The organism is Halomonas sp. PGE1 (genome assembly GCF_013000985.1).
Lineage (GTDB): Bacteria > Pseudomonadota > Gammaproteobacteria > Pseudomonadales > Halomonadaceae > Halomonas > Halomonas alkalicola.
On sequence record NZ_CP053032.1, the window covers coordinates 3,414,871 to 3,433,750 of the forward strand.

Annotated in this window: 14 protein-coding genes; 7 read left to right on the top strand and 7 right to left on the bottom strand. The window is 70.8% G+C overall.

All coding sequences use genetic code 11. From position 1 onward, the window contains the following. Nucleotides 1-29: 29 nt before the first annotated feature. From HIR79_RS16050 to dauA, 6 genes are all read left to right on the top strand, one after another. Nucleotides 30-1,283, top strand: coding sequence for an efflux RND transporter periplasmic adaptor subunit (locus HIR79_RS16050; RefSeq protein WP_169959095.1), 1,254 nt, complete (start codon nucleotides 30-32; stop codon nucleotides 1,281-1,283). Then, the gene (locus HIR79_RS16055; RefSeq protein WP_169959096.1) at nucleotides 1,280-4,381 is read left to right on the top strand and encodes an efflux RND transporter permease subunit; all 3,102 of its coding nucleotides are present in this window, start codon (nucleotides 1,280-1,282) and stop codon (nucleotides 4,379-4,381) included. The genes HIR79_RS16050 and HIR79_RS16055 overlap by 4 nt, the downstream gene beginning before the upstream one ends. Continuing rightward, nucleotides 4,378-5,817 (top strand): ATP-binding protein, encoded by a 1,440-nt coding sequence (locus HIR79_RS16060; RefSeq protein WP_169959097.1) that lies wholly within the window; start codon nucleotides 4,378-4,380, stop codon nucleotides 5,815-5,817. Before HIR79_RS16055 ends, HIR79_RS16060 begins: the two co-directional genes overlap by 4 nt. Next, nucleotides 5,814-6,533, top strand: coding sequence for a response regulator (locus HIR79_RS16065; protein WP_119021877.1), 720 nt, complete (start codon nucleotides 5,814-5,816; stop codon nucleotides 6,531-6,533). The genes HIR79_RS16060 and HIR79_RS16065 overlap by 4 nt, the downstream gene beginning before the upstream one ends. A gap of 92 nt (nucleotides 6,534-6,625) precedes the next feature. Beyond that, complete coding sequence (locus HIR79_RS16070; protein WP_162899941.1) at nucleotides 6,626-7,327, top strand: hypothetical protein; 702 nt, start codon at nucleotides 6,626-6,628, stop codon at nucleotides 7,325-7,327. A gap of 304 nt (nucleotides 7,328-7,631) precedes the next feature. Next, nucleotides 7,632-9,371 carry a C4-dicarboxylic acid transporter DauA gene (gene dauA / locus HIR79_RS16075; RefSeq protein ID WP_169959098.1) on the top strand — a complete coding sequence of 580 codons (1,740 nt, stop codon included), beginning with the start codon at nucleotides 7,632-7,634 and terminating at the stop codon, nucleotides 9,369-9,371. 135 nt (nucleotides 9,372-9,506) lie between these two features. Here dauA and adhP read toward each other — a convergent pair whose 3' ends face one another. Both adhP and exaC read right to left on the bottom strand, forming a co-directional pair. Next, nucleotides 9,507-10,535, bottom strand: a complete 1,029-nt coding sequence (gene adhP / locus HIR79_RS16080; RefSeq protein ID WP_169959099.1) for an alcohol dehydrogenase AdhP — start codon at nucleotides 10,533-10,535, stop codon at nucleotides 9,507-9,509. A gap of 131 nt (nucleotides 10,536-10,666) precedes the next feature. Further along, the gene (gene exaC, locus HIR79_RS16085) at nucleotides 10,667-12,187 is read right to left on the bottom strand and encodes an acetaldehyde dehydrogenase ExaC (RefSeq protein WP_169959100.1); all 1,521 of its coding nucleotides are present in this window, start codon (nucleotides 12,185-12,187) and stop codon (nucleotides 10,667-10,669) included. Between the two features lie 130 nt (nucleotides 12,188-12,317). Between exaC and HIR79_RS16090 the strand changes: the two genes are divergently transcribed. Then, complete coding sequence (locus HIR79_RS16090) at nucleotides 12,318-12,998, top strand: response regulator (protein WP_169959101.1); 681 nt, start codon at nucleotides 12,318-12,320, stop codon at nucleotides 12,996-12,998. On the opposite strand, the gene HIR79_RS16095 is transcribed toward HIR79_RS16090, so the two are convergent. The 5 genes from HIR79_RS16095 to HIR79_RS16115 all read right to left on the bottom strand — a co-directional run bounded on the left by HIR79_RS16095 (nucleotide 12,971) and on the right by HIR79_RS16115 (nucleotide 18,860). After that, a complete protein-coding gene (locus HIR79_RS16095) occupies nucleotides 12,971-14,338 on the bottom strand; it encodes an ATP-binding response regulator (protein ID WP_249322193.1) in 1,368 nt (455 codons plus the stop codon). The two genes, HIR79_RS16090 and HIR79_RS16095, sit on opposite strands and share 28 nt — an antisense overlap. Next, nucleotides 14,307-15,500, bottom strand: a complete 1,194-nt coding sequence (gene nosP, locus HIR79_RS16100) for a nitric oxide-sensing protein NosP (RefSeq protein WP_249322194.1) — start codon at nucleotides 15,498-15,500, stop codon at nucleotides 14,307-14,309. The genes HIR79_RS16095 and nosP overlap by 32 nt, the downstream gene beginning before the upstream one ends. 67 nt (nucleotides 15,501-15,567) lie before the next feature. Further along, a complete protein-coding gene (locus HIR79_RS16105; RefSeq protein ID WP_169959103.1) occupies nucleotides 15,568-17,745 on the bottom strand; it encodes an ATP-binding protein in 2,178 nt (725 codons plus the stop codon). A 23-nt stretch (nucleotides 17,746-17,768) separates the two neighbouring features. Further along, entirely contained in the window at nucleotides 17,769-18,284 is a 516-nt protein-coding gene (locus HIR79_RS16110; protein ID WP_110069850.1) for a putative pterin-binding protein, read from the bottom strand. A 96-nt stretch (nucleotides 18,285-18,380) separates the two neighbouring features. Then, entirely contained in the window at nucleotides 18,381-18,860 is a 480-nt protein-coding gene (locus tag HIR79_RS16115) for a hypothetical protein (protein ID WP_110069849.1), read from the bottom strand. Nucleotides 18,861-18,880 lie beyond the last annotated feature (20 nt).

Genomic DNA, 18,880 nt, shown 5'->3' on the forward strand with positions numbered 1-18,880 from the left:
TTCGCTCCCCTTCCCTGCCCGAGTCGCCCATGAACCGCCCGCCCCACCCCTCCCAGGCACGTCCTCACCGCCAGCGCGGGCGCTTCGGCCTCGGCGCCCTGGTCGCCCTGCTGGTGCTGGCCGGCGGGCTCGCCATGGCCTGGTGGCTGATGAGCCAGCCGCCACGGGTGGAGCGCCGCCCCGCCCCGGCGCCCGTCCCGCCGCTGGTGGAGGCCATCAGCGTGATGCCGCGTGCCGCCGCCCCGGCGCTGCACGGCTTCGGTCGGGTCGTGGCAGAGCGCGAGTCGCGGCTGGCGAGCCGGGTGGCCGGCCGCCTGGAGGCCTTCGCCCCCGGGGTGGTACCGGGCCGCGTGGTAGAGGCCGGTGCCCCCCTCGCCCACCTGGACGACGCCGACCTCGGCCTGGCCCTGCGCGAGGCCGAGGCCGCCCTGGCCCAGGCCGAGGCGGCACTGGCCATGGAGCAGGGGGAACAGCAGCGCGCCCGGGCCGAGTACCAGAGCTTCGGCCGCGAACTGCCCGCGGAGCGGCGCGCCCTGGTGCTGCGCGAGCCCCAGCTGAGAAGCGCCCAGGCCGACGTGGAGCGCGCCCGGGCCGCCCGCGACCGGGCCCGGCTGGATCTCGCGCGCGCCACCCTCACCGCCCCCTGGGCCGGCATGGTCCAGGCGCGCCTGCTCGGCGAGGGGAGCGAGGTGGGCAGCGGTACCGAACTCCTCCACCTGGTGGACGTGTCGCGCTTCTGGGTGCAGGCGTCCTTGCCGGGCGAGGCGCTGGCCTGGCTGGTGCCTGCCTCCGAGGAGGCCTCGGGCAGTGCCGTGACCCTGACCAGCCGCGGCTGGCCCGCCGGCAGCGAGCGAAAGGGCGAGCTGCTCTCGGTGCTGCCGGCCCTGGAGGAGAACGGCCTGCAGGTCCAGCTGCTGGTCGCGGTGGAGGACCCCCTGGCGCTGGCCGAGGCGCAGCGCGGCGCGCCGGCGCTGCGTCTCGGCGACGTGGTGCGCCTGGAGTTCCAGGCAGGCGAGCGCGAGGACCTGATCGCGCTTCCCGCCGCGGCCCTGCGCCCCGGCGACGAGGTATGGGTGCTGGACGAGGAGGAGCGCCTGCGCCGCCGCCCGGTGAGCGTGCTGCATCGCGATGACCATCAGGTGCTGGTGGCCGAGGGCCTCGAGACGGGCGAGCGGGTGATCACCTCGCCGCTGGGCCAGCCCCGGGAGGGCATGGCGCTGCGCACCGCCGCCAGCAGCGCCGAGCGACCGGCCGGCGCCGCGCCGGCGGAGCCCCGCCCATGATGCGCCGCGGCCCCATCGCCTGGATGGTCCATCACGGGGTGGCCCCCAACCTGCTGATGCTGCTGCTGATCATCGGCGGGCTGATGGCCTCCACCACCATCAAGAAGGAGGTCTTCCCCGACTTCGAGCTGGAGATCATCACCGTCGCCATCGGCTATCCCGGTGCCACCCCCGAGGAGGTGGAGCGCAGCCTGCTGCTGCCCCTGGAGGCAGCACTGGCCAACGTGGACGGCATCGACGAGCTCACTGCCACCGCCAATGAGGGCGCCGGCCGCGTCTCCGCCAGCCTGGTGGAGGGGGTGGAGGTGATGCGGGTCTACCAGGAGATACAGCAGGCGGTAGGCGCCATCACCAGCCTGCCGGCCGCCGCCGACCCGCCCCGCTTCGGCCTGGCCGGGCGCTCGCGCAGCGTGATGAGCCTGCAGCTCCACGGCCCGGTCGACGACCAGCTGCTCCACGACCTGGCCGAGGAGGTGCGCGCCGAACTGCAGGCGTCCCCAGGCATCGCCCGGGTGGAGCTCTCCGGCAACCGAGAGCGCGAGATCCAGGTGCTGCTCGACGAGGAGGCGATGCAGCGCCACGGCCTCGACCACCGCCAGCTGGCCAACCGCATCGGCGACGAAGCCCTGGACCTGGCCGGCGGCCGCCTGACCACCGGCGAGGGAGAGTGGCTGATCCGCTACCAGGGACGCCGCGACGAGGCCCGGGAGTTCGCCGAGCTGCCGATCCTCGGCACCCCCGACGGCGGCCAGCTGCGCCTGGGCGAGATCGCCCGGGTCGAACGCGGCTTCGCCGAGACCGACCGCGAGGTGCTCTACAACGGCGCGCCGAGCCTGACCCTGGACGTCTACCAGGTCGGCGACCAGACGCCGATCGGCATCTCGGACGCCGTGCATGCCCAGCTCGAGCGGCTTCAGGCGGACCTGCCGGAGGGGGTGAGCCTCACCATCTCCCGGGACAGCTCCGAGGTCTATCGCGACCGCCTCGACCTGCTGCTCAAGAACGCCTTCCTGGGCCTGGCGCTGGTGCTGGTGCTGCTGGGCCTGTTCCTGGAGGCGCGGCTGGCCTTCTGGGTCACCCTCGGCATTCCCACCGCCTTCCTCGGCGCCCTGCTCTTCCTGCCCTGGTTCGGGGTGTCGCTGAACATGATGTCGATGTTCGCCTTCATCATCGCGCTGGGCATCGTGGTGGACGACGCCATCATGGTGGGCGAGAACATCCACAGCTACCGGGAGCAGGGCCACTCCCTGCGCGAGGCGGCGGTGCGCGGCGCCCGGGAGATGGCGGTGCCGATCAGCTTCGCCATCCTCTCCAACATCGTCGCCTTCCTGCCGCTGCTCTTCCTGCCCGGCTTCCTGGGCATGATCTTCGCCGTGGTGCCGCTGGTGGTGATCACGGTGTTCCTGGCCTCCTGGCTGGAGGCGCTGTTCATCCTGCCGGCCCACCTGGCCCATCGCGCCGGCGGCCGCGAGGCGCCGGCCTGGCGGCGTCCCCTCGACCGGGTGCGCAAGGCCCTGCAGGCCTGGCTGTCTCGCGTCACCCAGCAGCGTTTTGCCCCCTTCCTCGAGCGCTGCCTGGACCAGCGGCTGCTGACCGTGAGCCTCGCCGTGGCGTTGCTGGCGGTGGCCCTGGCCTGGGCCATGAGCGGGCGGCTCGGCTTCTCGCTGATGCCCCGGGTGGAATCTGACCGGGTCCAGGCCACGGTGACCCTGCCGGTGGGCAGCCCCATCGCCGACGACCGCGCCATCCGCGACCGCCTGCTGGCCGCCGCAGAGGCCCTGGCCGCTCGCGACGACGGCCCCGCCTTTACCGCCAACCGCGCCCAGATCGACGGTGACCGGCTCAGCGTGCAGCTGACCCTGGAGCGCGCGAGCCTCGACGCCTGGCCCCCCTCCCGGGTCGCCCGGGAGTGGCGCGAGCTGGCCGGCGAGTTCAGCGGCGCCCAGGCGGTGCGCTTCGAGTCCGACGTGGGCGGCCCCGGCGCCGGGGCCGGCCTGACCCTGCGCCTCTCGCACCCCGACAGCCGTGCGCTGGAGGGTGCCGCCACGCGGCTCGCCGAGGCGCTGGGTGAGTTCGAGGGGATCACCGACATCGACAGCGGCCTGGCCGACGGCAAGCCCCAGCTGGAGATTCGCCTCTCGCCGGAGGGGCGCGCCCTGGGCCTTACCGGCGGCAACCTGGCTGGCCAGCTGCGCGCGCCCCTGCAGGGCATCACGGCGCTCGAGCAGTTCATCGGCCGCCACGAGATCAGCGTCGAGGTGCGCCTGCCCGCGGAGGCGCGCCAGAGCCTCGCCGACCTCTACCGGCTGCCGATCCGCACCCCGGACGGGCGCCAGGTGCCGCTGGCCCGGGTCGCCGAGATCGAGCTGGGCCGGGCCGCCACCACCCTGCAGCGCATCGACGGCCGGCGCATCATCAACGTCACCGCCGATGCCGCCGGCGACGAGCGCATCAATCAGGTGCTGGGCACCCTGGAGGCCGACGTCTTCCCCGCCCTGCGGGCCGGCTGGCCGGGGCTCGAGATCTCCCCGGGCGGGCGCCAGCAGGAGACCGCCGACAACGTCTCGGCACTCACCAAGGCCTCCTGGCTGACCCTGATCGCCCTCTATGCCCTGCTGGCGATTCCCTTCCGCAGCTACCTGCAGCCGCTGCTGGTGCTGGCCGCCATTCCCTTCGGCATCATCGGCGCGGTAGCCGGCCATATGATCATGGGCTTCGGCCTCTCGGTGGTCAGCCTGATGGGCATGCTGGCGCTCTCCGGGGTGGTGATCAACGACGCCCTGGTGCTGATCGACTACGCCAACCGCCGGCGCCGCGAGGGCATGGCCGCCCGGGAGGCGATCGTCGCCGCCGCCACCCGGCGCCTGCGCCCGATCATGATGACCACCCTGACCACCTTCCTGGGGCTCGCGCCGATGATCTTCGAGACCTCGCGCCAGGCCCGTTTCATCATTCCCATGGCGATCTCGCTGGGCTTCGGCATGCTCTTCGCCACCGTCATCCTGCTGCTGCTGGTACCCTGCCTCTACCTGATGCTGGAGGGGGTGCGCGAGCGCCTCCAGGGCCGCAGCCCCCAAGCCGAGGAGGCCTCCCCATGAGCCTGCGTCTGCCCCGGCCCGCCGTCTCCCGGCTGGGCGTCAAGCTGTTCGTGGTGATCCTGTCGGTCAACGTGGCCATCTCGGCCCTGGTGTTCCTGGGCATCTCGCGCAGCCTCGACCGCGGCTTCATCGAGTACCTGGACACCACCCAGGCCAACCGCGCCGAGACCCTGGCCGAGGGGCTCGGCGAGGAGTGGGCGAGTCGCGGCGGCGACTGGCAGTGGCTGCGCGCCTCACCCTCGGCCTGGCATCGGCTGGTGCGCCAGCAGCTGTGGCCCGGGGCCGGCATGCCGCCCCAGGGCATCGAGCGCCGCCTGGGCGACCCCAAGGACTTCGTGCTCCACGACGCCAGCGGCCTGCCGGTGATCGGCCTGCCGCCGGACGACGAGGAGGAGGCCGCCACCCTGCGCTGGCTGCCGATCCTCCACGAGGGGGAGCGGGTCGGCACCCTGGGCTACCGCCCCCCGGAGCAGCTGATGGCGCGCATGGACCATATCTTCCTCTCCCGCCAGCAGCGTAACCTGGCGATCATCGTCGGCTCCCTGGGAGTCGCCTCGCTGCTGCTGGCCGGCGGGCTCTCCTGGTGGCTGGGGCGGCGCACCCGCAGCATGGCACTCGCCACCCGGCGCCTCACCGAGGGCGACTACAGCATCCGCCTGCCGGAGCGCGGCCAGGACGAGCTGTCGCGGCTCTCCCGGGACTTCAACGTGCTGGCCGCCACCCTGGAGGCGAGCCGCGAGGCACGCAGCCGCTGGGTCTCCGACATCGCCCACGAACTGCGCACGCCGCTGGCCGTGCTGCGCGGCGAGATCGAGGCGATGCAGGATGGCATCCGCCGCCTCGACCAGGATAGCCTGCACTCCCTGGCCCAGGAGGTGGGCCAGCTCGAGCGGCTGGTGGCCGACCTGCGGCTGCTTTCGCAGAGCGACGCCGGCGCCCTGGAGGTGCTGCTCGCGCCGCTGGACCTGGCCGAGAGCCTCGCCGACCGCCTCGAGGAGGCGGAAGGCTGGCTCACCGACAGCGGCATCACCCTGGAGACCCGCATCCAGGCCGAGGCCTGGATGCGCGGCGACGTCCAGCGCCTGCGCCAGCTCTGGAACAACCTGCTCGACAACACCTGCGCCTATACCCGGGCCCCGGGCCGGCTGCGGGTCACCCTCGACGTCACCCCCCGGGGCATCCGGCTCACCTGGGAGGACAGCGCCCCCGGCGTGCCCGAGGGCGAGCTTGCCCGGCTCACCGAGCGCCTCTACCGGGTGGAGGGCTCGCGCAATCGCGCCAGCGGCGGCAGCGGCCTGGGACTCTCCATCGCCGCGGCCCTGGTCAAGGCCCACGGCGGCGAGATGCACCCCTCGTCCTCGCCGCTGGGTGGGTTATGCTGGACGCTCACCTTTCCACCGCTCGATGACGACCGCATCAGGGAGGAGATCGCATGACATCAAGGGAACACGAGGGACAGCAGGTCCTGATCGTCGAGGATGAACCCAAGATCGCCCGGCTGGTGGCCGACTACCTGGCCGGCAGCGGCTTCGCCACCCACCACCTGGATCACGGCGACGCCGTGCTGCCGTGGCTGGCCGAGGCGCGCCAGGCGGGCCAGGGGCCCGCGCTGGTGCTGCTCGACCTGATGCTGCCCGGCACCGACGGCCTGACCCTGTGCCGCGAGATCCGCCAGCGCTGGCCTGCGCTGCCGGTGATCATGCTCACCGCCCGGGTCGAGGAGGTGGACCGCCTGCTGGGGCTCGAGCTGGGCGCCGACGACTATATCTGCAAGCCCTTCAGCCCCCGGGAGGTGGTGGCCCGGGTCAAGGCGGTGCTGCGCCGCAGCCAGGGCAGCGACGGCGCCGAACAGGCCGCGGGCAGCGATCTACTCCTCGACGAGGAGGGCTGGCGGGCGCTGGCCGACGGCCAGGACCTGGCCCTCACCGCCGTGGAGTTCCAGCTGCTCAAGGTGATGATGCACGCCCCGGGACGGATCTTCTCCCGGGACCAGCTGATGGACCACATGTACCGTGACCACCGCATCGTCTCCGAGCGCACCGTGGACAGCCACGTCAAGAAGCTGCGCCGCAAGATCAGCGAGGTGTGGCCGGAACGCGAGGTGATCCGCTCGGTCTACGGGGTGGGCTACAAGTACCAGCCCGAGGAGTGAGCATGCACCACCTTTGCACGCTCGCTGCACCGACCTTGCACCGCGCCGGGTGAGACTGGAACCATCAACCCGAGGCACGAAGGAGTGACCCCATGAAGATGACCGTTTCCCGCAAGCTGCTGGCGCCGGCCCTGCTGGCCATCGCCATCGCCCCCCTGGCGCTCTCCGCCACCGCCGCCCACCACGGCAAGGGGGCCGAGCAGTCTCAGGAGCAGCGCGAGCAGTGGAAGGAGGCCCGCGCCGAGTACCGGGCCGAACAGCGCCAGGCGCTCTTCGAGCGCGCCGGCATCGACGAGGCGACCCGCGAGGCCCTGGACGAGGCCCGCACCGAGCACCGCGAGGCGATGCGTCAGCTCCACGAGCAGCATCAGGAGCGCCTGGCCGAGATCCTCGATGATGAGCAGCGCGCCGCCCTGGAGGAGGCCCGCCGGGAGATGCGCGAGGAGCGTCGCGCCGAGATGATGGAGCAGCGCCGCGCCAGCATGCAGGAGCGCCTCGAGGCGCTGGTCGATGAGTGGGGCCTCTCCGACGAGGAGCGCGAGGCCCTGCGTGAGACCCGCGAGGCGATCTACGCCGACATGGCCGAGCTGCGCGGCCGCGACTTCGACTCCCGCGAGGAGCGCCGCGATGCCATGCGCGAGATGCGCGACCGCCATCAGGAGGCCCTGGCCGAGCTCCTCAGCGAAGAGCAGCTCGAGGAGCTGCGCGAGACCATGATGCAGCGCGGCGAGCGCGGCTATGGCAAAGGTCATGGCAAGGCCTACCGCGGCCATGGCGAGATGCGTGGCAACTGACACACTGCAACCCAAGCGCGGCCACTGAAGCACACCCCCTGAAAAGAGCTGCCGCCGGCCCAGGCCGACGGCAGCTAAGAGAAGCCCTCCCCCGGACCCGACGCCCTGCGTCGGGTCCGGTCTTTTCGAACATGGCCACGAAGACCAGCAGCCGGAAGGTGCGCTGCACCTCCCGCATTCAACGCGGGAGAGTCCCCCTCGACCTGCTGCCCTCCATCCCCCTCACCCGCAGGTCTGCTTGCGGCGGCGCAGCAGAGAGGCGTAACGTATTGGCTCTTGCTCATTAGCACGCAAAGGAGTCGCCATGTCCCGGTCTACCCCCAGGAGCGGCTATCGTCTTCCCGTGCCCGGCAGCGCCCTGCTGGCCGCCTGGCGCGCGGGCTACGGCCTGGCCGAACTGCGTCACGACCTGATGGCCGGCCTGACCATCGGCATCGTCGCGGTGCCGCTCTCCATGGCGCTGGCCATCGCCACCGGGGTACCTCCCCAGCACGGGCTCTACACCGCCATCGTGGCCGGCGCCATCATCGCCCTGACCGGCGGCTCCCGATTCAACATTTCCGGCCCCACCGCGGCCTTCGTGGTGATCCTCTTTCCCATCGTCGCCAGCCACGGCGTCGGCGGGTTGCTGATCGCCACCCTGATGGCGGGATTGATCCTTACGGCCCTGGGCCTCGCCCGGCTGGGCAGCCTGATCCAGTTCGTGCCCTACCCGGTGGTGCTCGGCTTCACCGCCGGCATCGCGGTAGTGATTGCCCTGCTGCAGCTCCCCGACTTCCTGGGACTGGCCGGAGTCGAGCTCGGCGACAGCACCCCGCACAACCTGGCCGCCATCGTTCGCGCCGCGCCGACCCTGGCCCCGGCCGAGCTGGGCATCGGCCTGGTGACCCTGGCCACCCTGATCCTCTGGCCACGCTTGAAGATTCCGGTGCCGGCTCCCCTGGTAGGCCTGATCGCAGGCACCCTGGCGGCCCTGGCAGTGAGCGCCGCCGGGGTCGAGGTCGCCACCATCGCCTCGCGCTTCAGTTGGGAGTTCCAGGGCCAGGGCGGCAGTGGCATCCCGCCCTTCGCTCCCGGGCTGGTGGTCCCCTGGCGACTGCCAGGGCCCGACGGCACGCCACTGGTGGTGGACTTTGCGCTGATTCGCGAACTGCTTGGTCCGGCGCTGGCCATCGCCATGCTGGCGGCCATCGAATCACTGCTCTGCGCGGTGGTGGCCGACGGCCTGACCCGCACCCGTCACGACCCCAACGCCGAGTTGATCGGCCAGGGGCTCGGCAACATGGTGGTGCCCTTCTTCGGTGGCATCACCGCCACCGCGGCCCTGGCGCGCACCGCCACCAATATCCGCAGCGGCGCGGTCTCGCCGCTGGCCGCGGTGGTCCATGCCCTGGTGGTGCTGCTGGCGGTGGTGCTGCTGGCCGGGGTGCTGGGCTACGTGCCCATGGCGGCACTGGCCGCCCTGCTGTTCATCATCGCCTGGAATATGAGCGAAGCGCGCCACTTCGCCCATACCCTGAAGAGTGCCCCGGGAAGCGACGTGGCGGTACTGGTGATCTGCTTCGCGCTCACGGTGGTCTTCGATATGGTGCTGGCGGTGGCCGTGGGCATGGGCCTGGCCGCGGCGCTGTTCATCCGCCGCATGGCCAGCCTCACCGAGACGCGCCAGCTGCATGCCGGCGAACGCGAGGCACCGCCGACGCTGCCCCGCGGGGTGGCTTGCTACGATATCAACGGCCCGCTGTTCTTTGGCGCTGCCGAGAAGGCCGTCTCGTCGCTGCGGGTGGTAGACCCGGAGGTGAGGGTGATGATGCTGGACATGCGCGATGTACCGAGCCTGGATGGCACCGCCATCGTCGCCCTGCAGTCGCTGGTGCAGGAACTTCACGCTCAGCGGGTCGGGCTGATCTTCGTCGGCCTGCCGGCGCGGATGGTGATCAAGCTCAAGCGGGCAGGCGTTCGCCGCGAGGCGGGACGGCTGGCCATGGTCGCCAGCCAGGCCCATGCCGGCCGCCTGGCCGAACGCTGGCTAGCCATGGGCTAGGCGACATGATGGCATGGCCGCCCACCGGCAGCTGCTGCGTTGCTTCGGGATCGAAGGTCTCGCCGGGCGAAATGCCGGGTCCCGGTGAGCCACAAGGGGCGCCGGAGCGCCCCTGGAACCGCCATGGCGGCGCCTTCAACCGGTCATGTCGAGCACGATGCGCCCCTCGATCTTGCCGTCGATCATGCGCTGGAAGACATCATTGATGTTCTCCAGCCTGTCGGTGGCGACGGTGGCCTTCACCTTGCCTTCGCCGGCAAAGTCCAACGCCTCCTGCAGATCCTGTCGAGTACCGACGATGGAGCCCCGCACGGTGATGCCGTTGAGCACGGTATCGAAGATCGGCAGCGGGAAGTCCCCCGGCGGCAGGCCGTTGAGCACCAGGGTACCGCCGCGACGCAGCATGCGCTGGCCCTGGTCGAAGGCCTTGGGTGATACCGCAGTGACCAGTGCCCCATGGGCACCACCGATCTCACGCTTCAGATAGTCGGCCGGATCGGTCTTCATGGCATTGACGGTAACCGTCGCACCCAGCCGTTCGGCCAGCGCCAGCTTGCCGTCGTCGATGTCCACCGCCGCCACGTTGAGCCCCATGGCACGCGCGTACTGCACGGCCATATGGCCGAGCCCGCCGATGCCCGAGATCACCACCCACTGCCCCGGGCGAGTGTCGGTCATCTTGAGCCCCTTGTAGACGGTCACGCCGGCACACAGCACCGGGGCGATCTCGACGAAATCGACATTGTCGGGGAGACGCCCCACGAAGCCGGCATCCGCCAGGGTGTAGTCGGCAAAGCCCCCGTTCACCGAATAACCGGTGTTCTGCTGGGACTCGCAGAGGGTCTCCCAGCCGCCCAGGCAGTGCTCACAGTGGCCACAGGCCGAATAGAGCCAGGGAACGCCAACACGATCGCCCTCTTTGACGTGTTTCACGCCCTCGCCGATGGCGACAATATGCCCGACGCCCTCGTGGCCGGGAATGAACGGCGGATTGGGCTTCACCGGCCAGTCACCGTGAGCGGCATGCAGATCGGTATGGCAGACGCCCGAAGCGGCCACCTTGACCAGGATCTCCCCCTTCTGGGGCCGAGGCGTCTCTACCTCCTCGATAGCCAAGGGCTCACCGAACTTGCGTACTACAGCGGCCTTCATCGTCTTGTCCATTATCTTACTCCTGCTGTTGCTCGAGTGGAGAGCCCCTGTCGGGCTCGAGGCATCGCCCGGGGAAGCGAGGTGGTGGTCCACCTTCTATCGGGAAGGGAAGCGCCGCCCGGCGAGTCCGGGCGGCGAAGGGGTCAGAAGAAGCCCAGCGGGTTGATGTCGTAGCTCACCAGCAGGTTCTTGGTCTGCTGGTAGTGCTCGAGCGCCACCTTGTGGGTCTCGCGGCCGACGCCGGACTTTTTGTAGCCGCCGAAGGCGGCGTGGGCCGGGTACTGGTGGTAGCAGTTGGTCCACACCCGGCCGGCCTGGATGCCGCGGCCCATGCGGAAGGCGACGTTGATGTCGCGGCTCCACACCCCGGCACCCAGCCCGAACTCGGTGTCGTTGGCGATGGCCAGCGCCTCGGCCTCGTCCTTGAAGGTGGTCACGGCCACCACCGGCCCGAAGATCTCCTCCTGGAAGACCCGCATCTTGTTGTGGCCTTTCACCAGGGTCGGCTGGATGTAGAAGCCCTTGTCGATGCTCGGGTCCAGGCTCTCCTTGTCGCCGCCGGTGAGGAACTCGGCGCCCTCTTCGCGGGCGATCTCCATGTAGGACATGATCTTGTCGAACTGCTCCTGGGAGGCCTGAGCGCCCACCTGGACGTCGGTATCGAGCGGGTTGCCGCGCTTGATCCTGCCGACCTTCTCCAAGACCCTGGCCATGAAAGCGTCGTACATGGACTCCTGGATCAGCGCCCGGGACGGGCAGGTGCACACCTCGCCCTGGTTGAAGAAGGCCAGCACCAGGCCCTCGGCGGCCTTGTCGATGAACTCCGGCTCGGCGTTCATGATGTCGGCGAAGTAGATGTTGGGCGACTTGCCGCCCAGCTCCACGGTGGTGGGGATGATGTTGTCGGCGGCACACTTGAGGATATGCGCGCCCACCGGGGTGGAGCCGGTGAAGGCGATCTTGGCGATGCGATTGCTGGTGGCCAGCGCCTGGCCCGCCTCGGCGCCGTAGCCGTTGACGATGTTCACCACCCCCGGCGGCAGCAGGTCGCCGACCAGCTTCATCAGCTCCAGTATCGAGGCCGGGGTCTGCTCGGCGGGCTTGAGCACCACGCAGTTGCCGGCCGCCAGCGCGGGGGCCAGCTTCCACACCGCCATCAGCAGCGGGAAGTTCCAGGGAATGATCTGCCCCACCACGCCGAGCGGCTCGTGGAAGTGATAGGCCACGGTATTGGCGTCGATGTCGGCGGCGGTGCCCTCCTGGGCGCGGATGCAGCCGGCAAAGTAGCGGAAGTGGTCGACGGCCAGCGGCAGGTCGGCGTTGAGCGTCTCGCGCACCGCCTTGCCGTTGTCCCAGGTCTCGGCCACGGCCAGCATCTCGAGGTTCTGCTCGATGCGGTCGGCGATCCTGAGCAGGATGTTGCTGCGCTCGGCGGCGGAGGTCTTGCCCCAGGCCGGGGCGGCGGCGTGGGCGGCATCCAGCGCCTTGTCGATGTCCTCGGCGGTGGAGCGCGGGATCTGGCAGAACACCTCGCCGTTGACCGGGCTGACGTTGTCGAAGTACTCACCCTTGACCGGCGGGACGAACTCGCCGCCGATGTAGTTGCCGTAGCGCTGCTCGAAGGTGATGACGGAACCGGACTGGCCGGGGTTGGCGTAGATCATGGCGTGACTCCAGAGTGTTGTGGTTATGTCGGGTCACTTCACAGTCTTGGTCAGGCCGCGCTTCTGCGACATACTCCGGTGGCATGAGATGCCCTCCTCCCTTGGGAGGAGGGCCCGACGGGAGAACGCGATGACGACCCTGATGGTCGCCGATGACCATCCGCTGTTCCGCGACGCCATCGGCGCGGTGATCGCGGCGGGCCTGCCAGGCACCCGCCTGCTGGAGGCCGATAGCCTGGCGCTGGCCCTGCAGCTGGCCGAGCGCCACGAGGAGGCGCTCGACCTGCTGCTGCTGGACCTGAACCTGCCCGACGCCCAGGGACTCGACGGGCTGCGGCGCCTGCGGGAGGTGCTGCCGGCGCTGCCGGTGGCCATCCTCTCGGCGGAGCAGGACCGGCGCACGGTGCTGGCGGCCATCGAGATGGGCGCGGTGGGCTATATCCCCAAGTCGACGCCCCGCGACGACCTGCTGGCCGCCCTGCATCAGCTCCTCGAGGGGCAGCTCTACCTGCCTCCCCAGGTCATGCGCCGTCCGCCGCCCGCCCACCCGGCACCGGCGATCACCGGGGCCGCGGCGCCCGACCGGCGCCTCACGGGGCTCACCGACAAGCAGCTCGAAGTGCTCGAACTGCTCAGCCGAGGCGCCTCCAACAAGGGCATCGCCCGGGAGCTGAACGTCGCCGAGACCACGGTGAAGACCCATGTCTCGGCCATCCTGAGAAAACTGGGCGTGGCGAGCCGGGTCCAGGCGGTCCTGCTGGCCGGCGAGCTGGACCTGGCCCGCTACCGGGCGGGACGCCGCTCCGGCTGACGCCCCAGCAGCGAGGTGAGCAGCAGGCGCAGGCGCAGCGGCTTGACGGGCTTGAGCAGGCAGTCGTAGCCGGCCTGGCGTATCCGCGCCTTCAGCGCCGCGTCATGGTTGGCGGTGATCACCACCACCGGCAGTCCGGGATGGCGCTCGCGCAGCCGGGCGGCGACCTCGAGGCCGTCGGGCTGCCCCTCCCCCAGGTGGAAGTCCACCAGCAGTGCGGCGCCGGGCGCCTTGATCCGCCCCAAGAGTTCGGCCGGTGAATTCGCGGCCACCACCCGACAGCCCCAGCCCCCCAGCAGGGCCTCCATGCCCTCGCGGATCGCCGCATCGTTGTCCAGCACCCAGATGACCTCACCGGCCAGCGGCTGCCCGCTCGGCAGCGGCTCCCGTGGCGGCCCGGCAGACCGGGCCGCCGTGGCGTAGGGCACCGTCACCGAGAACAGCGAGCCCCGCCCCGGCACCGAGGCCAGGCCCAGCGGGTGGCCCAGCATCCCGCTGATGCGGTCGACGATGGCAAGCCCCAGCCCGAGCCCGCGGTCCGCGCCCTCGTGGCCCGCCTCGAGGCGCCGGAACTCCTCGAAGATCTCCCTCTGCTGCCCGGGCGCGATCCCGGGGCCGGTATCGCCCACCAGGATCTGGAGCCCCTCGGGGCGGCGTCGACAGCCCAGCAGGATACGGCCGCGGGAGGTGTAGCGGATGGCGTTGCCGAGGAAGTTGCGCACCACCCGGGCCAGCAGCGCCAGGTCGGTCTCGATCAGCGCACGGCTGGGGACGTGGCGGAAGCCGAGCCCCCTGGACGCGGCCATCTGGCGATACTCCTCGGCCAGCACGCCCAGCAGCTCCTCGGCGGGAAAGGGGGCGATATCGGGCCTGAGCACCCCGGCATCGAGCCGCGAGATGTCCACCAGGCTGCCGATCAGCGCCTCGACGTCCTTGAGCGAGCGCCCGATGTTGCCGACCAGCCGGCGGGAGCCCGGCGGCAGCGGCTGCTCCTCCAGGGCGCTGGCGAAGAGCCGCGCGGCGTTGAGCGGCTGCAGCAGGTCGTGACTCACCGCGGCGAGAAACTTGGTCTTGGAGAGGTTGGCCGCCTCGGCCTCCGCCTTGGCCCGGTGCAGCTCCCCCAAGGTGCGCTGCAGGGTCTCGGTACGCTCGCGGACCTGCTCGGCCAGCAGCACCGAGTGCTCGAAGGCCGCATAGGGCGCCCCGCCGGGCACGCCGCTGGACTCCACCCGCTCGATCAGCGCCGCACAGATGCGCCGCAGGCGGGCGTTCTCCTCGGCCAGCAGGGCCGCCCGGGCCGCGGGTGCCTCAGGCAGCGTCGTCGGGTCGAGCGGTGCCAATGGCCACCCCGGTGAAGGTTTGGTTGATGTGCATGCCATGGTACTGCTCCCCGTAGGTGTTGAAGCCGATCACCCGGCGCCGGCTCAGCAGGTCCGAGACCTCGGCCTCCTGGCCCAGCACCTCCAGCTCCAGGCGCCTCAGGAAGCAGTCGCAGCCGATCACCAGCTCGGTGGCGCCCAGGCGGCCCTCGAGTCCCGCGAGTGTCTGCGCCAGATCGTCATGGATAGGGGCACAGGCCATGGCCGTGAGCACAATGCCGTTCTCCACCGCACAGTAGAAGCTCAGGCTGCCGTCCTCGTTGGCCCGCTGGATGGAGCGCACGTAGTAGTGGTCGCCGATGCGCACCGCCAGCGGGTGCCGGGCAAACAGCTCCGGGCCGAGCCGTGACTCCGGCTGCCCCACCAGCTGGGCATAGGCCGCCACGGCGGGGGCAGCGTTGAGCTCCAGCACCCGCCGCGATTCCCGGTCGACGCCGGTGACCACCAGCTTCTCATGCCGGGGCCGCAGGTGGTGGGTGGAGAAGACCTCGAAGGGCAGCGGGGTGTTGACCAGCAGCACCACGGCCGCCTCGGCGTGAAACCGCCCGTCACAGAAGACGTGGGTGCGGGCGAGCCGGTTGTCGTCCCCCGCCGAGCCGCCGAAGCTGGGAATGCTGCCGAGGGCGGCATCGAGGGTCGCGATCACGCTCTCCTCGCTGCTCGAGAGGCCATCGAGGAGGGTCACCACGAAGCTGTTGCCGGCCAGGGGCGCCAGGGCCCGCTCGCGACATCGCCCGAGAAGGTCATCCACCAGCCGCTGGGCGCGGGGCAGGTCGAAGGCCTCCAAACGCTCTACCAGGGCCGTCGCCGGCACGAAGTGGCGCCGATCGAAGCCGATCGCCACGATCCCGCCCCGGGCGTAGCCCGCCGGGGTGATCTCGCCGGCCGTGGTGCAGCCGGCCACGGGCACCCCCTCGAAGGCGCTCCGGAGGGCATGGGAGAGGGCCTCAAGCGGATACTCGACGCTGCAGAAGAAGAGCACGAAGCCCAGCGACCCGTGCCGCAGCTCGGCGGCGAGCTCCGCCACGGCCTCGGCCGGGTCGGAGAGAAGGCTGACCGCGGTGCGCAGCGGGGACGCGCCGGCCTGTGCAGCAGAGGGGGAGAGGCTCATGGCATCTGGCATTGCGGACTCCGGTGTCAACGCTCGCCCCAGTGTAGGCGTCCCGGCGTGCGCCCCACAAACGCCGGGGTCAGCGGTTCGGCGGCACCCGCCAGGCCTGCAGTGCCTCCATGGTGGCCTCCAGGCAGCGCTTCAGTTCTCCCAGCAGCCCCCGGGCCGCCTGCCGGTCACCGGACTGGGCTAGGCGCTCGAGGCGCGTGGCGAGGCCGGCCACCTTGACGGCACCCAGGCTCGCCGACTCGCCCTTGAGCTGGTGAGCCGCATGTTGCGCCTCCTGCAGATCGCCCTCGCCGAGGGCTCGCGCGAGGGTCGCCAGTCGCGCCTCGACCTGGCCACAGAAGAGCACCATCAGCGACGCAAGCCCCTCCTCGCCCACGGAGTCGCGCAGCGCCTGCAGCGTCAGCGGATCGATCAGGCTGTCGCGCCCGGAGGCGGGCACCGCGGCGCGCACGGGTTCATGCGCACCCCCTCCGCTCAGGTGGCGGAACAGCGCCTCCAGCAACTCTTCCTGGCGCAGGGGCTTGGTGAGGTAGCCGTTCATGCCGGCGGCCAGGCAGCGGGCCTGCTCGCCTCCGGGACCACCGGCCGTCATTGCCACGATCGGCACCCGGGACTCCCAGCCATCGCGGGCGCGCAGCCGGCGGGTCACCTCCAGGCCGTCCATGTCCGGCATCTGGATATCCATGAAGATCAGGTCAAAGCGGCCTGCCGCGGCCAGCTGTAGGGCGGCCGCACCGGAGCCGGCCATGGTGACCGAACAGCCGAGGCGCTCCAGCATGGCCCTGGCCACCTGCTGGTTGACGGGGTTGTCCTCCACCACCAGTAGGTGGGTGCTCTGCAGGTCCAGGTGGCGAGAGCGCCCTGCCGCCGGCAGCGCGTCCGGATCAGGCGCCTCGGCGGTCGCCAGCGACAGCACAAACCAGAAGCGGCTGCCCACCCCGGGTTCGCTGGCGACCTCGATGCGCCCCCCCATGGCCTCCACCAGCCGGCGACAGATCGCCAGGCCCAGCCCAGTGCCACCGAAGCGCCGAGCAGTGGAGGCATTGCCCTGCCGGAACGGCTCGAAGATCCGCGTGAGCTGTTCGGGAGCGATACCGCAGCCGGTATCCACCACCTCGAAGCGGAATCGCCCGCCCCCTTCGGCGCTCACCTCCAGGCGAATCTCGCCCTGCGCGGTGAACTTCACCGCGTTGGAGACCAGGTTGATCAGCACCTGGCGCAAGCGCCCCGGATCGGCCAGTACCCGTGCCGGCAGTTGCGGGTCCAGCCGCGTCCGCAATGCCACGCCGCGAGCCTCGGCGCGCGGCGCCAGCAGCGCCACCACGCCATCGACGAGTTCATCCAGCGCCATGGCGCGCTGCTCCAGCTCCAGGCGTCCCGCCTCGATCTTGGAGAAGTCCAGCAGGTCGTTGATCAGCTCCAGCAGCAGCCCGGCGCTGTCGTGGATGGTGGTCACGCACTGGCGCGCCTCCCCCTCGAGCCGGTGCTCCAGCAGCACATCACTCATGCCGATGACCCCGTTGAGCGGGGTGCGGATCTCGTGGCTGACGGTGGCCAGAAACTCCGACTTGGCCTGGTTGGCCGACTCCGCCTGCCGAGCGGTCGCCTCCAGCTCCCGGCTCAGCACCTCCAGGTCACGCCGCGCCGCCGCGTTGTCACGGGCCTCGCGGAACAGGATCAGCGCCACCAGCATGGCCGAGAGGCTCATCGCCAGGATCAGCACCAGCAGCAGGGCATAGAGCCGCTGCAACTGGCCACGCTCACGGGTGGCGGTCTCGGCCAGGTGGCCATTGATGGCGATCACCAGCCGCTCGGTACGATTGCCCAGGGTATCGAGGTGCTGGTCCAGGGCAAGGCGGTCGCTCTCGTGCAGCGCCTCGAGCGCATCGATCATGAGGTCGAGGGCATCGATGCGCTGCTCGATCTCGTCCAGCAGAGCGCTGGCCGCGGGAATCGTGGCCAGCAGCTCGGTGATATCGCCCCCCCCTCGCATCAGGAAGAGCCGGCTGTAGAAGAGCTCGAAGCGCAGCGCCAGGCCCGCATGGTCGGCGTCCGGCTGCGCCAGGTAGTTGCGCAGCTGCACCACGTCGCGGTCGAGCTTGTAGGCGTGCCAGGAGGCATCCCCGCCCACGCTCTGGGCCAGGCTGTCCTGGCGCCAGGAGACCAGGCCTACCACCACCAGCGCCGCCGCCAGCAGCAGCAGCGCGCTGATGGCGCCGAGCTTGACGCGCAGGGGCAGGCGCAGCATGGGACGCTCCCGATAGCGGGCCCTCAGGGGGCGTGAATGTGCACGACCTGCCACACCGAACGAAAGCGCACGGACTCGTTGTGCAGCTCCGGGTGGTCGTCGAAGGGATAGAGCACGAACAGCGGGCCGAACTCGCGGATCTGCATCGGCGAGCCGTTGCGACTCATGGCCAGGATGACGTCATAGTCGTGGAGGTCGGCGAGCGGGATCTCCGCCTCGAAGTCGTTGAGCGCCCGCACCAGGACACGATCGCTGCGCACGCCGGCGGCCGCCAGCACCTCCCGCAGCAGCGGGCCCTCGTAGCGGCCGCGGTCGGCGTGCCAGGGGGTGCGGGTCTCGATTACGGTGGGCGCGATGGCCATCAGCATCTCGCGATCGAAGCGGGCCTCGTCCTCCCCATTGGGGAAGTCGAGGTTGCCGCTGATGGTGAGCAGCACCTCGCCGCTCGGCGCCGGCAGCGTCTCCTCGGCGACGGCGGACGGCGCCAGGCACGAGAGTGACACCAGGGCAAGCAGCAGGGGCAGGATGCGTTGGCGCATGGAGGGCAATCCTGTGGAGAGATCCGGGAGTGGCACAAGCCTACCCGATCAGAAGACAAAGATCAGTTAGGAAAAGGGATGATCTGCCCGTTGCCGTCAGGGGCTCTCCCGGACCGGGTCAGGCCGCTGCTCCTCGAGGCCCTCCAGCAGCCGCTGCAGATAGCGGGCACGCTGCTCCCACACGGCGTTACGGTGCAGCTGCCGGGACAGCGGCAGCAGGTCCGGGTCGCCCAGCCGCGCCTCGGCGAGCTGACCATGATAGGCCTCGACCAGAGCCAGGTCGGCCTCTCGCCCCTCTTCCCAGGCCGCCCGAGAGGCCTCCAGGGCCAGGCGCGCCTCCCGCCCGAGCACCTTGTCGAGCCGTGCACCGAGGCGCTCCACCTCCTCCTCCCAGCGTATCCCGGCCTCCCGGGCACACGCCAGGGCGGGTTCGGACAGCCACTGGGCCTCCGCCAGGCAGGCATCGAGCTCATGGGCAATGGTCTGGCCTCCGCCCGCGGGCGACAGCGTCTGGGCATGCAGCGGCACCAGGGGAAACAGGAGCAGGAGGCAGGCAAGCGGGCGAAGTATCGGCATGGCATCACCTTGTGGGGGCC